The organism is Planotetraspora silvatica, from assembly GCF_016863315.1.
Classification (GTDB): Bacteria; Actinomycetota; Actinomycetes; order Streptosporangiales; family Streptosporangiaceae; genus Planotetraspora; species Planotetraspora silvatica.
In genome coordinates this window covers 20,786-33,561 of the sequence record NZ_BOOQ01000061.1, presented here as the reverse complement: position 1 = coordinate 33,561, position 12,776 = coordinate 20,786, and the positions used below count along the sequence as shown (strand labels likewise).

Annotated in this window: 17 protein-coding genes; 12 read left to right on the top strand and 5 right to left on the bottom strand. The window is 69.1% G+C overall.

All coding sequences use genetic code 11. The annotated features are described in order from the left end of the window. The first annotated feature begins 93 nt into the window (after positions 1-93). The gene (locus Psi02_RS37450) at positions 94-636 is read left to right on the top strand and encodes a CGNR zinc finger domain-containing protein (RefSeq protein WP_203980667.1); all 543 of its coding nucleotides are present in this window, start codon (positions 94-96) and stop codon (positions 634-636) included. On the opposite strand, the gene Psi02_RS37445 is transcribed toward Psi02_RS37450, so the two are convergent. After that, positions 594-905, bottom strand: coding sequence for a S24 family peptidase (locus Psi02_RS37445; protein WP_203980666.1), 312 nt, complete (start codon positions 903-905; stop codon positions 594-596). The genes Psi02_RS37450 and Psi02_RS37445 overlap by 43 nt on opposite strands. 80 nt (positions 906-985) lie before the next feature. Here Psi02_RS37445 and sodN point away from each other — a divergent pair, with 80 nt between their 5' ends. From sodN to Psi02_RS37430, 3 genes are all read left to right on the top strand, one after another. After that, positions 986-1,390 (top strand): superoxide dismutase, Ni, encoded by a 405-nt coding sequence (gene sodN / locus Psi02_RS37440; protein WP_203958340.1) that lies wholly within the window; start codon positions 986-988, stop codon positions 1,388-1,390. Positions 1,391-1,614: 224 nt separating this feature from the next. Then, positions 1,615-2,040 carry an ATP-binding protein gene (locus Psi02_RS37435; RefSeq protein ID WP_203980665.1) on the top strand — a complete coding sequence of 142 codons (426 nt, stop codon included), beginning with the start codon at positions 1,615-1,617 and terminating at the stop codon, positions 2,038-2,040. A 17-nt stretch (positions 2,041-2,057) separates the two neighbouring features. Continuing rightward, positions 2,058-2,837, top strand: a complete 780-nt coding sequence (locus tag Psi02_RS37430; RefSeq protein ID WP_203949026.1) for an RNA polymerase sigma factor SigF — start codon at positions 2,058-2,060, stop codon at positions 2,835-2,837. Between the two features lie 11 nt (positions 2,838-2,848). Here Psi02_RS37430 and Psi02_RS37425 read toward each other — a convergent pair whose 3' ends face one another. Beyond that, positions 2,849-3,274, bottom strand: a complete 426-nt coding sequence (locus Psi02_RS37425; protein WP_239095490.1) for a hypothetical protein — start codon at positions 3,272-3,274, stop codon at positions 2,849-2,851. A gap of 108 nt (positions 3,275-3,382) precedes the next feature. Between Psi02_RS37425 and Psi02_RS37420 the strand changes: the two genes are divergently transcribed. Then, positions 3,383-4,375, top strand: coding sequence for a diacylglycerol/lipid kinase family protein (locus tag Psi02_RS37420; protein ID WP_203980664.1), 993 nt, complete (start codon positions 3,383-3,385; stop codon positions 4,373-4,375). 286 nt (positions 4,376-4,661) lie between these two features. After that, a complete protein-coding gene (locus tag Psi02_RS37415; RefSeq protein WP_203980663.1) occupies positions 4,662-4,916 on the top strand; it encodes a WhiB family transcriptional regulator in 255 nt (84 codons plus the stop codon). Positions 4,917-4,927: 11 nt separating this feature from the next. Here the strand turns inward: Psi02_RS37415 and Psi02_RS37410 are convergent, their stop codons facing one another. Continuing rightward, positions 4,928-6,418 (bottom strand): PAS domain-containing sensor histidine kinase, encoded by a 1,491-nt coding sequence (locus Psi02_RS37410; protein WP_203980662.1) that lies wholly within the window; start codon positions 6,416-6,418, stop codon positions 4,928-4,930. 68 nt (positions 6,419-6,486) lie between these two features. Here Psi02_RS37410 and Psi02_RS37405 point away from each other — a divergent pair, with 68 nt between their 5' ends. The 5 genes from Psi02_RS37405 to Psi02_RS37385 all read left to right on the top strand — a co-directional run bounded on the left by Psi02_RS37405 (position 6,487) and on the right by Psi02_RS37385 (position 11,874). Beyond that, on the top strand, positions 6,487-7,638 hold the full coding sequence (locus Psi02_RS37405; protein WP_203980661.1) for an 8-amino-7-oxononanoate synthase: 1,152 nt from the start codon (positions 6,487-6,489) through the stop codon (positions 7,636-7,638). Next, positions 7,635-8,363, top strand: coding sequence for a GntR family transcriptional regulator (locus Psi02_RS37400; protein ID WP_203958345.1), 729 nt, complete (start codon positions 7,635-7,637; stop codon positions 8,361-8,363). The genes Psi02_RS37405 and Psi02_RS37400 overlap by 4 nt, the downstream gene beginning before the upstream one ends. Before the next feature lie 16 nt (positions 8,364-8,379). Beyond that, on the top strand, positions 8,380-9,102 hold the full coding sequence (bioD, locus tag Psi02_RS37395) for a dethiobiotin synthase (RefSeq protein ID WP_203980660.1): 723 nt from the start codon (positions 8,380-8,382) through the stop codon (positions 9,100-9,102). Beyond that, entirely contained in the window at positions 9,099-10,139 is a 1,041-nt protein-coding gene (gene bioB, locus Psi02_RS37390) for a biotin synthase BioB (RefSeq protein WP_239095489.1), read from the top strand. The genes bioD and bioB overlap by 4 nt, the downstream gene beginning before the upstream one ends. 88 nt (positions 10,140-10,227) lie before the next feature. Continuing rightward, complete coding sequence (locus Psi02_RS37385) at positions 10,228-11,874, top strand: acetolactate synthase (RefSeq protein WP_203980659.1); 1,647 nt, start codon at positions 10,228-10,230, stop codon at positions 11,872-11,874. 57 nt (positions 11,875-11,931) lie between these two features. On the opposite strand, the gene bsaP is transcribed toward Psi02_RS37385, so the two are convergent. After that, positions 11,932-12,120, bottom strand: coding sequence for a biotin synthase auxiliary protein BsaP (gene bsaP / locus Psi02_RS41335; protein WP_444544199.1), 189 nt, complete (start codon positions 12,118-12,120; stop codon positions 11,932-11,934). A gap of 32 nt (positions 12,121-12,152) precedes the next feature. Here bsaP and Psi02_RS37380 point away from each other — a divergent pair, with 32 nt between their 5' ends. Then, a complete protein-coding gene (locus Psi02_RS37380; protein ID WP_239095488.1) occupies positions 12,153-12,530 on the top strand; it encodes a thioesterase family protein in 378 nt (125 codons plus the stop codon). Between the two features lie 9 nt (positions 12,531-12,539). Here Psi02_RS37380 and Psi02_RS37375 read toward each other — a convergent pair whose 3' ends face one another. Further along, a complete protein-coding gene (locus Psi02_RS37375) occupies positions 12,540-12,752 on the bottom strand; it encodes a biotin/lipoyl-binding carrier protein (protein WP_203958349.1) in 213 nt (70 codons plus the stop codon). Between the last annotated feature and the right edge of the window lie 24 nt (positions 12,753-12,776).

Sequence of the window (12,776 nt, the reverse complement as noted above, 5' to 3'; positions counted from 1 at the left end):
ACGGATCATCCGTGACCTGGGGAGTTCCGCCCGAACCTCTCTCGTGTAATACTCGAAGGACGGAGTCGTCCCTTACATCCCTAGGTCGTCCCAGTGGACCTGACGTCATATGCAGAACTGGCCGTCCTCCTGGTCAACAGAGCCGAGGATCTGAGCAGCCTCGACACGCTGCGCGCCCTCCTGGAGGAGACCGGCCGGACCGAGTCGGCCGCCCGCGTCAACCGGCGGGACCTCGATGCCCTCCGCGAACTGCGGGAAGAGCTCACCGATGTGTTCGAGTCCGCGTCCACGGGTGACGAGGCCGACGTGGTCGAGCGGCTCAACGGCCTTCTCGTCCGCCATCCCGTGCATCCGCAGATCTCCGGCCACGACGGGCAGGCCTGGCACATGCACCTGACCGAGGGCGGCCGGGTCGCCGACGCCCTCGCCGTCGGGTCGGTCATGGGCCTCGCGAGCGTCGTCACCGGCCTCGGCGCCGACCGGCTCGGCATCTGCCAGGCCACGCCGTGCCGCAACGCCTACCTGGACACCTCCTCGAACCGGTCCAGGCGCTACTGCTCGGAGCGGTGCGCGAGCCGGGCCAACGTCGCCGCCTACCGCGCCCGCCAGAACAAGCGGAACGGCCAGGGCCAGTAGCGCGCGACGACCCGGCCCAGGATCTCACCGGTGGGGACGGCTCCGAAGTTCCAGCTGTCCTGCCTCCCCGGAGCCTGCTGGTTGTCGCTCTCCACCCACCAGCCTTCCTCCGTGAGCCGGAACGCCCGCTTGACGATCAGGCCGTGCGGCCGCCTGGCGACCACGACGTCTCCCGCCCTGATCGCGGCGCCTCGCCGTACCAGCAGCCAGTCTCCGGGGCGCAGCGCGGGGAGCATCGAGTCCCCAGTTACACGGACAGCTGTGATCACATCCCCCTCCACGGACTAATGGTTTCGGGTACGAGTAAGGTCGGGCTTGGACAGTGCTGCATTCCTAAGGAAGGATTCAGATGCTCGCACGATTGCTGCGGCCGAAGCACGAGGCGTCCGCCCACTGCGACCTGCCGTGCGGGGTCTACGACCCGGCCCAGGCCCGCATTGAGGCCGAGTCCGTCAAGGCGATCATGAAGAAGTACGCCGACAGCGACGACCCGGTCTTCAGGACCCGCGCCCTCATCATCAAGGAACAGCGCGCCGAACTGGTGAAGCATCACCTGTGGGTGCTGTGGACCGACTACTTCAAGCCCCCGCACCTGGAGCAGTACCCGCAGCTCCACCAGTTGTTCTGGGACGCGACCAAGCTCGCCGGCGCGGCCGGTGGCAAGGGCACGGTCGACCCCGCCCAGGGCGACGAGCTTCTCGCGAAGATCGACGAAATCGCCAAGATCTTCTGGGAGACGAAGGCGGCCGCCTGAGTCAAGGCGATCACCAGGCCCCGCACGGTCTCCGGACCGCGCGGGGCCTGATCGTTTTCGGGCCCAGGTGAGGTGCCGGTCACGAGCAGAGAAACCTCAGGGAATTTACGAGGAGTTACCCCCAAGATCACCACAATCGGCGCGTCCGAGCGAAGCAACATGGAGTGAGTGGCGGTAAGTTGCAGACAACGGCACTGCGCCGGCTCGAATGGGCGAGGAGGAACGTGACCGAGGAAACCGAGACGCCTGCGGTGGATGTGACCGGGATCCGGGACGCTGTGAGCGTCCGACTGCCCGCCGTGAGCGCCTATCTGTCTGTGCTGCGCACGGCCACGGCCGGGCTCGCGGCGCGGCTCGACTTCACCCTGGACCAGATCGAGGATCTACGCATCGCGGTCGACGAGGCATGCGCCATGCTCCTTCGGCATGCGGTGCCCGGCACCGATCTCCGGGCCGAGTTCGAGCTCACGGGACAGGAGATGACGATCCGCGTGGAGGTCAGCACGGTCGGCGTCAGCAGCCCCAAGCGAGACGACTTCGCCTGGATGGTGCTCACCGCCCTGGCCGATGATGTGGACGCCATCTCCGATCATCCCGATCACATGGCGATCGTGCTGCGCAAGCGGCGAGGCGCGGCGAGGCCGGCGTGACCGAAAGGACCCGTGCCATGGCCTCTGGCGACTCGGCGGTTCCCGACCGCGTGCGGGCTCGCACGCTCTTCGGTGAGCTGTCGGAGTTGCCGGCAGACGACCCGCGGCGGCAGCGCATCCGCGACGAGCTCGTCGAGCTGCACCTTCCGCTGGTGGAGTACCTCGCTCGGCGCTTCCGCAACCGCGGCGAGTGGCTCGACGACCTCACACAGGTCGCCACGATCGGACTCATCAAGTCGATCGACCGGTTCGACCTGGGCCGTGGCGTCGAGTTCTCCACCTACGCGACGCCGACCATCGTCGGCGAGATCAAGCGTCACTTCCGGGACAAGGGCTGGGCCGTCCGGGTGCCGCGCCGTCTGCAGGAGCTCAAGCTGTCGCTGACGAAGGCGATAAGCGAGCTGTCGCAGCGGGAGAGCCGCGCGCCGACGGTCGCCGAGCTCGCCGCGCATCTGCAGATGACCGAGGAAGAGGTGCTGGAGGGCCTGGAGTCGGCGAACGCCTACTCGACGGTCTCTCTCGACGCCCCCGACTCGGGTGACGACGACGCGCCCGCCGTGTCGGACTCGCTGGGCATCGTCGACGAGTCCCTTGAGGGCGTCGAGTATCGCGAGTCGCTGAAGCCGCTGCTGGAGCGTCTGCCTCCGCGGGAGAAGCGCATCCTGTTGCTGCGCTTCTTCGGGAACATGACCCAGTCGCAGATCGCCACCGAGCTGGGCATCTCGCAGATGCACGTCTCCCGCCTGCTGGCCAGGACCCTGGCCCAGCTGCGCGAGGGCCTGACCGCCGAAGACTGAGGGCCGCGGGATCAACCCCGCGGCCCCGGGGAATCCTCCGGGGAGCCGTCCTCGCCCATCAGTGCGTGCGTGGACGGCGGGGCCAGCAGTGCGACCAACGCGACCGCCGCCAAGGCGACGAGCGGCACACCGTAGACGTACTGGCCGGCGCCGATCAGAGAGATCGCCACCGGCACGATGAAGATCTGAGTGACCACGCCCGGTCCCCTGCTCCAGCGCAGCGCCTGCCACACGCCCCAGGCCACCCAGAGCAGGGCGAGACCGAGCAACACGCCGAACGCCGCGACGACCAGGGCACTGGCCAGATCAGCGGGCCGACCGACCAGGGTCTCGACGGCGACATAGCCTCCGAGGACCAGGGCGAACACGCCCTCGGCGGTCAGTACGGCCGCCGCGACGGCGAGGGTCGCGGGACGACCGGCGGTTTGGCTGATCACAGTGCCCAACCCTACCTGTCCGGCCCTTCGGCCCGGTCGGGGCGGCATCGTCACGTACGTGCGGGAAGTCCCCGGCGGCAGCGGCAAAGCGTCGTCTAACCTTCAGGCATGCGGGCTCTTCTCGTCATCAACCCGAAGGCGACCTCCACGAACCAGCGCACCCGGGACGTGCTGATCCGGGCGCTCGGAGCAGCCGTGGATCTTTCCGTCGAGGAGACCGCCTACCGGGGCCACGCGGCGGGGCTCGCGGGGACGGCGCACGCCAAGGGATTCGACGCGGTCGCCGTCCTCGGCGGCGACGGCACGATCAACGAGACCGTCAACGGACTGCTCGAGGGGCAGCCAGGCGAGGACGCGAGCCGGCGGCCCAATCTCATCGTGATCCCCGGCGGCAGCGCCAACGTCTTCGCGCGGGCGCTCGGGCTGCCCAACGACCCGGTCGAGGCGACCGGCGCCGTGCTCGAGGCGCTCCGTGACGGGCGCAGCAGGACCATCGGGCTCGGCCAGGCGATCTGGCACGACGAGGCCGCGGGCCAGGACCCTGGACCTACGGCGACGGCCGATCACCGCAATTCACGATATTTCACCTTCTGTGCCGGGCTGGGGTACGACGCGGAGGTCGTCAGAGCGGTGGAGGGCCTGCGCAGCGCGGGCTACCGGGCACGGCCGACTCTCTACGTGAACACCGCGGTGCGGCACTTCTTCGTGACCGACCGCCGCCACCCCGCTCTGCGGCTCGTACGGCCGCGCCGGCCTGAGACCCCGGGGCTCTTCATGGCGATCGTGTCCAACGTCTCGCCCTGGACCTACGCCGGGTCTCGTCCGATCACCCCGACGCCGTGGGCGGGCTTCGAGACGGGGCTCGATGTGCTCGGGCTGCGGAAGCTGAGCCTGCCCTCGTTCCTCGCCTTCGTCCGGCAGATCATCGGAGAGCACTCGGGATTACCGAGGGGTAAACACCTTGTTCAAGTTCATGACGAACAGGAGTTCACATTGGTGGCGACCCGCCCCGTCGCCTTCCAGCTTGACGGCGACTACCTGGGAGAACACGAATGGGTGGAATTCAGGTCTATCCCGGACGCATTACAAGTCTTGGCCTAGCTCGTTACAAGTAGTCATAGTGTGACGTATCCGACAGCCATGCCGGGCAAAACCTTGTCCCAAACCTCTTGTGTGGTCTAGGCGCGGCTGAAAAGCTGAAGTACGACGTCGGAACGTAGGACCTTTACGGAAGCCACAGCTTCCTGAAGGACTCCGACGATCATGTGGACAAGCCCGGCCCGAACCGCAGCGCCGGGCAAGTCTACGCATTAGCTAGTGAAAGTGTTCACAAAGTTTCGACGGCCAGTGGAGCCACGAGGCTCTACTTGACGAAGGAGTGGAACGCATGGACTGGCGCCACCGCGCTGCCTGCCGTGACGTGGATCCGGAGCTGTTCTTCCCCATCGGGAACACGGGTCCCGCGCTGATGCAGATCGAAGAGGCCAAGCAGGTGTGCCGGCAGTGCACGGTCACCGAGTCATGCCTCAAGTGGGCTCTGGAGTCCGGCCAGGACGCGGGCGTCTGGGGCGGGCTCAGTGAGGACGAGCGACGCGCCCTGAAGCGCCGTACCGCTCGCGCTCGTGCCCGAGCCGGCGTCTGACGACCACCTGATCACCGAGGATTTCCAGCCTCACTCCTGATTTCGGGCTGCACCGGGATGCTGAGGATGACCTCGGTTCCCCCGCCTTTCCTTCGCTCGACGGCCAGGCGGCCGGACAGCTCGCCGACGACCAGCGTGCGCACGATCTGCAGCCCCAGGCTGCCGGTCGCCTCGAGGTCGAAATCCGGCGGCAGGCCCTTACCGTCGTCCGCCACCACCACCTCCAGCCGGTCGGGATCCCGACGCACGATCACCTGCACATTTCCTGACTTGTGCGAAAAACCGTGCTCAACGGCATTCTGCAACAACTCCGTGAGGACCATCGCGATCGGGGTGGCCACAGCGGCGGGCAGCACGCCGAAGCTCCCGGTTCGCTGGGGCAGCACGTGGGCCAGTGACACCTCCGCCGTCATGGTGATGACCCGGTCCGCGATGTCGTCGAACTCCACCATCTCCTCGGGCATCTGCGCGAGGATCTCGTGGACGATCGCGATCGAGCCGACCCGTCTGACCGCCTCGTTGAGGGCCTCCTGACCCTCGGGGTTGTTGAGCCGGCGTGCCTGGAGCCGCAACAACGCCGCGACCGTCTGCAGGTTGTTCTTGACCCGGTGATGGATCTCGCGGATCGTGGCGTCCTTGGTCAGCAACTCCCGCTCCCGGCGGCGCAACTCGGTCACGTCGCGGATGAGCACGAGGGCGCCGATCCGTCCCCCGCCGACGATCAGTGGGATCGCCCGCAACTGGACCACCGTGCCGCCGTGTTCCACCTCGGTCTCCCTGGGCTCCTTGCCGCTGGCCACGAGCATCAGGTCCTCGTTGATCGGCTCATCCGAGTAGCACAGGTCGGCGGTGGTCTTCCCGAGGTCGGCGCCGACGAGGTCGGCGTGCAGGCCGAGGCGACGATAGGCCGACAACGCGTTCGGGGAGGCGTAGGTCACCCGCCCCGCACGGTCGAGGCGCAGCAGGCCGTCGCCCACGCGGGGCGAGCGGACCAGGATGGGCTCCTCCTCCGTGAAGGGGAACCGGCCCTCCGCCACCATCTGGGCGAGGTCGGAGGCGCTCTGCAGGTACGTCAGCTCCAGCCGGGACGGCGTGCGGGCCGACGACAGGTTCGTGGAGCGCTGGATGACGCCGATGAAATGGCCGCCGCGGCCCCGCCGTACCGGGATGGTCTCCTCCCGGACCGGTACGCCGCTGGACCAGTCGGGATCGCCCTCACGGCAGATCCGGTGCTCGGACCATGCGATGTCGATCAGCGGCCGCTCCCCCTTGCCGGAGATCGCCCCCACGACGTCGTCGTGGTAGACGGTGGGCCCCGTGGTCGGCCGCATCTGCGCCACCGCCACCCAGCCGGAGCCGTCCTTGTGCGGGATCCACAAGATCAGGTCGGCGAAGGACAGGTCGGCGAGCAACTGCCAGTCGGAGACCAGTGAGTGGATCCAGTCGAGGTCGGCTGGTTCGAGCGTGGTGTGACGGCACACCAGGTCACTGAGAGTCGGCACGTGTGCATGATGCGACGTGATGCCGCCCGAAAGCGAATCGACCTCTGTCACCTGGCAGTATGCACTCCATGACGCGACCGCTCGACAGATTGCGCACAGCCTCCGCCGAGCGGGAGTCGGCAGGCCTCCGGCGGGTCCTGCGCCCGCGGACCCCCGACCATGACGGCCTACTTGACCTGGCCTCCAACGACTATCTGGGCCTGTCCAGGGACGAGCGCCTGGTGGAGGCGGCCGTCCGGGCGACCCGCGAGTGGGGAACGGGCTCGACCGGCTCGCGACTGGTGACGGGAACCACCCGGCTCCATGCCGATCTGGAGGAGCGGCTGGCGGCGTTCACCGGAGCCGACCGCGCCCTCGTGTTCTCCTCCGGCTATCTCGCCAACCTGGGAGCGGTCGCCGCGCTGGCACGAGGCGGCCTGGTGGTCTCCGACTCCGGCAACCACGCCTCGATCGTCGACGCCTGCCGCCTGTCCCGGTCGCGGGTGGCCGTGACCCCGCACGGCGACGTCGACGCCGTCGCCAAGGTCCTGGCCGAGCGCTCCGAGGAGCACGCGATCGTCGTGACCGACGCCGTCTTCTCCGTCGACGGCGACCTCGCGCCGCTCCGCCGGCTGCACGCGGTGGCCGTACGGCACGGCGCGCTGCTCATCGTGGACGAGGCACACGCGCTGGGCGTCGTCGGCGATCGGGGCAGGGGGGCGGTTCACGAAGCGGGCCTTTCGGGGGATTCTCATATTGTGAGAACCGTCACGCTCTCCAAGTCACTGGGATCCCAGGGAGGCGCCGTGCTGGGGGCCCCCGAGGTGATCGAGACGCTCGTCGACACGGGCCGCTCGTTCATCTTCGACACCGGTCTCGCCCCTGGCTGCGTGGGGGCGGCGCTGGCCGCGCTCGACATCCTGGAAGAGTCACCCGACCTGCCCCGACAGGCCCTTTCGAGAGCCCGCGCCCTTGCCGGCATGGCCCGTGAGGCGGGTCTGGAGACCAGCGAACCGGCGGCGGCCGTGGTGCCCGTGGTGCTCGGCCCGCCGCAACTCGCGCTGGCGGCGGCGAACCTGTGTGCGGAACGCGGCATACGCGTGGGATGCTTCCGTCCACCATCAGTGCCCCGTGGCCGGTCCAGCCTCAGGTTGACCGCCCGGGCCGATCTGAGGTCCGATGATCTCGCGGCGGTCAGGGGCGCGCTCACCGCTGTGGCCGAGCTGAAGGTGGACACGTGACGGAGCACAGCGACGACTCTCCCAGAGTTCCCAAGTACTACGACGTCAAGCGGAACCTGCTGGAGCTCACCAAGAGCCTGCCTCCGGGCAGCGCCCTGCCTCCGGAGCGGACCCTCGCCGTACGTTTCGAGACGTCGAGGACGACGGTCCGCCAGGCTCTTTCCGAGCTCGTGGTCGAGGGCCGGCTGCTGCGGATCCAGGGCAAGGGCACGTTCGTGGCCCAGCCCAAGGTCGCCCAGGTCCTCCAGCTCACGTCGTACACCGGCGATCTGCGGACGGTCGGCCTCGAGCCCGACACCAAGATCCTCGACATCAGCTACGTCACGGCCGACGAGGCCCTGGGACGGCGGCTCGCGATCAACCCGGGCGGCCGCGTGTTGCGGGTCCACCGCCTGCGCCTGGCCAACGGCGAGCCGATGTCGATCGACACCACCCACTTGTCGGCGCGGCGTTTCCCCCGCCTCAGGCGCGAGCTCGAAGGCCACTCCTCGCTCTACGAGACGCTGCACACCGCCTACAACGTGCGGCTCACCGACGCGGAGGAGGTCATCGAGACCGTGCTGGCCACGCCGTACGACGCGCAGATCCTCGGCGTGGACGTCGGCCTGCCCATGCTCATGCTGACCCGGCACGCCTTCGACGCCGACGGGAACCCGGTCGAGTTCGCCCAGTCGCTCTATCGCGGCGACCGCTACAAGTTCGTGACGCGCCTCAGGAGGCCGTAGGTCCTACGCTGCGGTGATGAGCATTCTCGTTGTCACCGGCACGGACACAGGAGTCGGCAAGACGGTGGTGACGGCCGCCATCGCCGCGCTCGCCCGGGAAAGAGGCGCAGCCGTCGCGGTCGTGAAGCCCGCGCAGACCGGTGTGGTCGCGGGTGAGCCGGGCGACCTCGACGAGGTGATCCGGCTGTCGGGGGTCACCACGACGTTCGAGTTCGCCCGGTTCCCCGACCCGCTCTCCCCCGCGGCCGCGGCACGGGTGGCGGGCCTGCCGCCGATGTCGCCGTCCGCGGCCGCCTCGCGCGTCCGTGAGCTCGCCGAGTCGCACCGGCTCGTGATCGTGGAAGGCGCCGGGGGCCTGCTCGTCCGCTTCGACGAGGACGGCGGGACTCTGGCGGACCTGGCCAGGGAGCTCCGCGCGCCGGTCGTGGTGGTGGCGCGGGCCGCGCTGGGCACGCTCAACCACACCGCGCTCACGCTGGAGGCCATGGCGGGCCGCGGCCTCGAACTGGCCGGAGTGGTGATCGGCTCGTGGCCCGCCGATCCCGGCCTGGCCGAGCGGTGTAACGTCGCCGACTTGGAGATGCTCACCGCACGCCCTCTCGCCGGCGCGCTGCCGGAGGGTTCCGGTGCGCTGACCAGGGAGGACTTCGCCCGTGTGGCCCGCTCCTGCCTCGCCTCCACCCTTGGGGGTGTGTTCGATCCCTCCGGATTCCGCTCGACCTTTAAGCTTTCGTTGTGACCGAAACCCCGCAGTCGCCTGAAGCGGAACGGAGCCTGTTGGAAACCGACATCGTGGAAATCGCCCGTGCCCAGGTGCTGGAGCAGGGCAAGGGACTCGACGCGGCACAGGCTCTGGCATGCCTGACGTTGCCCGACGAGCGCCTGCCCGAGTTGCTCGCCCTGGCCCATGAGGTGCGGATGAAGTGGTGCGGCCCGGAGGTCGAGGTCGAGGGGATCATCTCCCTCAAGACCGGCGGCTGCCCCGAGGACTGCCACTTCTGCTCGCAGTCGGGCCAGTTCTCCTCCCCCGTCAGGGCCGCCTGGCTGGACATCCCCTCGCTGGTCCAGGCGGCGGTCGAGACCGCGCGGACCGGAGCGACGGAGTTCTGCATCGTCGCGGCCGTGCGCGGCCCGGACCGGCGGCTCATGGACCAGGTGCGCGAAGGCGTGAAGGCCATCCGCGAGGCCGTGGACATCAACGTCGCCTGCTCTCTGGGCATGCTCACCCAGGCCCAGGTCGACGAGCTCGCCGAGATGGGAGTCCACCGCTACAACCACAACCTGGAGACCGCGCGCTCCCACTTCTCCCACGTGGTGACGACCCACTCCTGGGAGGAACGCTGGGACACCTGCCTGATGGTGCGCGAGGCCGGCATGGAGCTGTGCTGCGGCGGCATCGTCGGCATGGGCGAGACCCTGGAGCAGCGGGCCGAGTTCGCCGCACAGCTCGGCGAACTGGCGCCCGACGAGGTGCCGCTCAACTTCCTCAACCCGCGTCCCGGCACGCCGTTCTCCGACTACCCGCTCGTGGAGGGCGCCGAGGCGCTCAAGACGATCGCGACGTTCCGCCTCGCGCTGCCGCGCACGATCCTGCGCTACGCGGGAGGACGCGAGCTCACGCTCGGCGACCTCGGCACGCGCGACGGCATGCTCGGTGGCATCAACGCGATCATCGTGGGGAACTATCTGACCACGCTCGGGCGCTCACCCGAGCAGGACCTCGGGCTGCTGGCCGACCTGAAGATGCCGATCAGGGCGCTGTCCGACACCTTGTAGAGGACGGGGTGTCAACGCGTCGATTCGGGGAAGTTCTGCCAGACCAAGAGCCCAAACCGGCTAAGTGACTGACTGGTAGGTTCACCGCATGGAGTCCCCCAAGCACGCCGGCGACATCGCGGTCGCCGTTTCTCAGGCCTACGGCGTCGAGACGATGTTCACGTTGTCCGGCGGGCATGTCTTCCCCCTCTATGACGGGGCCGTGCACGAAGACATGCGCATTCTCGACGTCCGCCATGAGCAGAGTGCGGTCTTCGCCGCCGAGGCGACCGCGCGCCTGACGAGAAAGCCGGGCCTGGCGGTGCTCACCGCCGGCCCGGGCATCACCAACGGCGTCTCCGGAGTGGCCACGGCCCACTTCAACGGGTCTCCCGTGGTCGTGCTCGGCGGCCGGGCTCCGCGGTCCCGGTGGGGATCGGGCGCGCTGCAGGAGATGGACCATCCGCCGCTGCTGGAACCCATCACCAAGCTCGCCTTCACCGGGTCCGGCGCGGACTCCATCGGGCAGGACGTCGAGATGGCCTTCCGCACAGCCGTCGCCCCCCACCGCGGGCCGGTCTTCCTGGACTTCTACATGGACGACCTTTTCTCACCCTCGGCCGAGCACGCCACGCAGACGCTGAGCCCGTCGCCGCTCGAACCGGACGAGGAGGCCCTCGCCCAGATCGCACGGCTGATCGCCGAGGCCGAGCGCCCGGTGCTCGTGCTGGGCTCGGACGTGTGGATGGAACGGGCGGAGGAGGCCGCGCGCGACTTCGCCGAGGAGTTCCGCCTCCCCGTCATCCCGAACGGCCAGGGCCGGGGCATCCTGCCCGCCGGCCACGAGTTGCTCGTCACGCGGGCGCGCGGAACCGCCTTCGGGCAGGCGGACCTTGTGATCGTCGTCGGCGCCCCGCTCGACTTCCGCCTCGGCTACGGCTGGTTCGGCGGCAAGAACGGTGCGCCGCTCGCCAAGGTCGTCCACATCGGCGACGCGCCCTCCCAGATCGCCACGCACACCGGTCTGTCCGGGTCGGCGGCGGGCGACCTGTCGGTGCTCTTCTGGAGCCTCTCCAAGGCGTGCGGGACGGCCGGTGTGAACCCCAGGGCCTTTGCCCCGTGGCTGACCAAGCTGGCCGAGACGGCCGCTGCCGCGATCGCGGCGGACCTGCCCCTCATGGAGTCGGACTCCGACCCGATCCACCCCATGCGCATCTACGGCGAGCTCGGCCGGCTGCTGGCCGACGACGCCGTGGTGATCGGCGACGGCGGCGACTTCGTGTCCTACGCGGGCAAGTACGTCGAGCCCCGCAAGCCCGGCAACTGGCTCGACCCGGGTCCGTACGGCTGCCTCGGGACCGGGCTCGGGTACTCCATCGCGGCCCGCGTCGCGCGGCCCTCCTCGCAGGTCGTCCTGCTCCTCGGGGACGGCGCGGCCGGGTTCTCGCTCATGGACGTCGACACCCTGGTACGGCACAAGCTGCCCGTCGTCATGATCTGCGGCAACAACGGCATGTGGGGCCTGGAGAAGCACCCCATGCAGATGTTGTACGGCTATGACGTGGCGGCCGAGCTTCAGCCGCAGACCCGATACGACCAGGTGGTCACCGCCCTCGGCGGCGCCGGCGAACTGGTGACGTCCCCGACGGAGATCGCGCCCGCGCTGCAGCGTGCGTTCGACTCCGGCGTGCCGTACCTGGTGAACATCGCCACCGACCCGGAGGTCGCCTACCCCCGGAACACCACCGGGGTGTGAACGCGCGAGCCCCGGCCCCCTGTCAGGGCCGTGGGCTCGCCGAGGCGGTGCGGCGGCTCACCCCGCCGCACTGCCGTGCTCGGAGCAGCGTGCCGACCAGCTCCGTGGAGTGACCTGCACCACCATGCGACGACGGCACCGCGGGCAGTAGCGCGGCGGCTCCATCGCCCGGGCGGCAAGACATGCGGCGTGATCACCCTCGGCGGCCGGCCGGCCGCAGTGATCGCAGAAGGGGTCCACGGTCATCACCTTAATCGGCCCCGAATAGGCTGGCACGTATGACACTGGCTCCTGGCCTGCGCTCCGAGGTCCTCATCATGGTGGAGCGGGAGGACACCGCGATCCGGGTGGGCAGCGGTGACGTGCCGGTCCTGGGCACGCCGCGGCTGCTCTCGTTCGCCGAGGGCGCCACGGTGAAGGCGGTCCAGCACTATCTCGCGCCCGGCCAGACCTCGGTCGGCACGAAGGTCCATCTGGAGCACATCGCACCGAGCCCGGTCGGGATGCACGTGGAGATCGCGGCCGAGCTGACCGAGGTGGACGGCAGGAGGCTGGTCTTCTCGATCATGGCCGTCGACAAGAGGGGCGTCCTCGTGGGCACCGGCACCATCGAGCGTGTGATCGTGGACCGCGAAAGGTTCCTGTCGCGCCTGTGACCCGCGCCGTCACTCGATGACGGCGATCAGGTGGCCCTCCTGGATGACGTCGCCCTCGGCGACCTTCAACTGGGCCACGACCCCGGAGTCCTCGGCGAGGACCGGGATCTCCATCTTCATCGACTCCAGGATGACGAGCGTGTCACCCTCCTCGACCGTGTCACCCTCGGCGACGACGATCTTCCAGACGTTCGCCACCATCTCGGCGCGCACCTCGGCCACTGGAACTCCCCTCCATCGCGATCA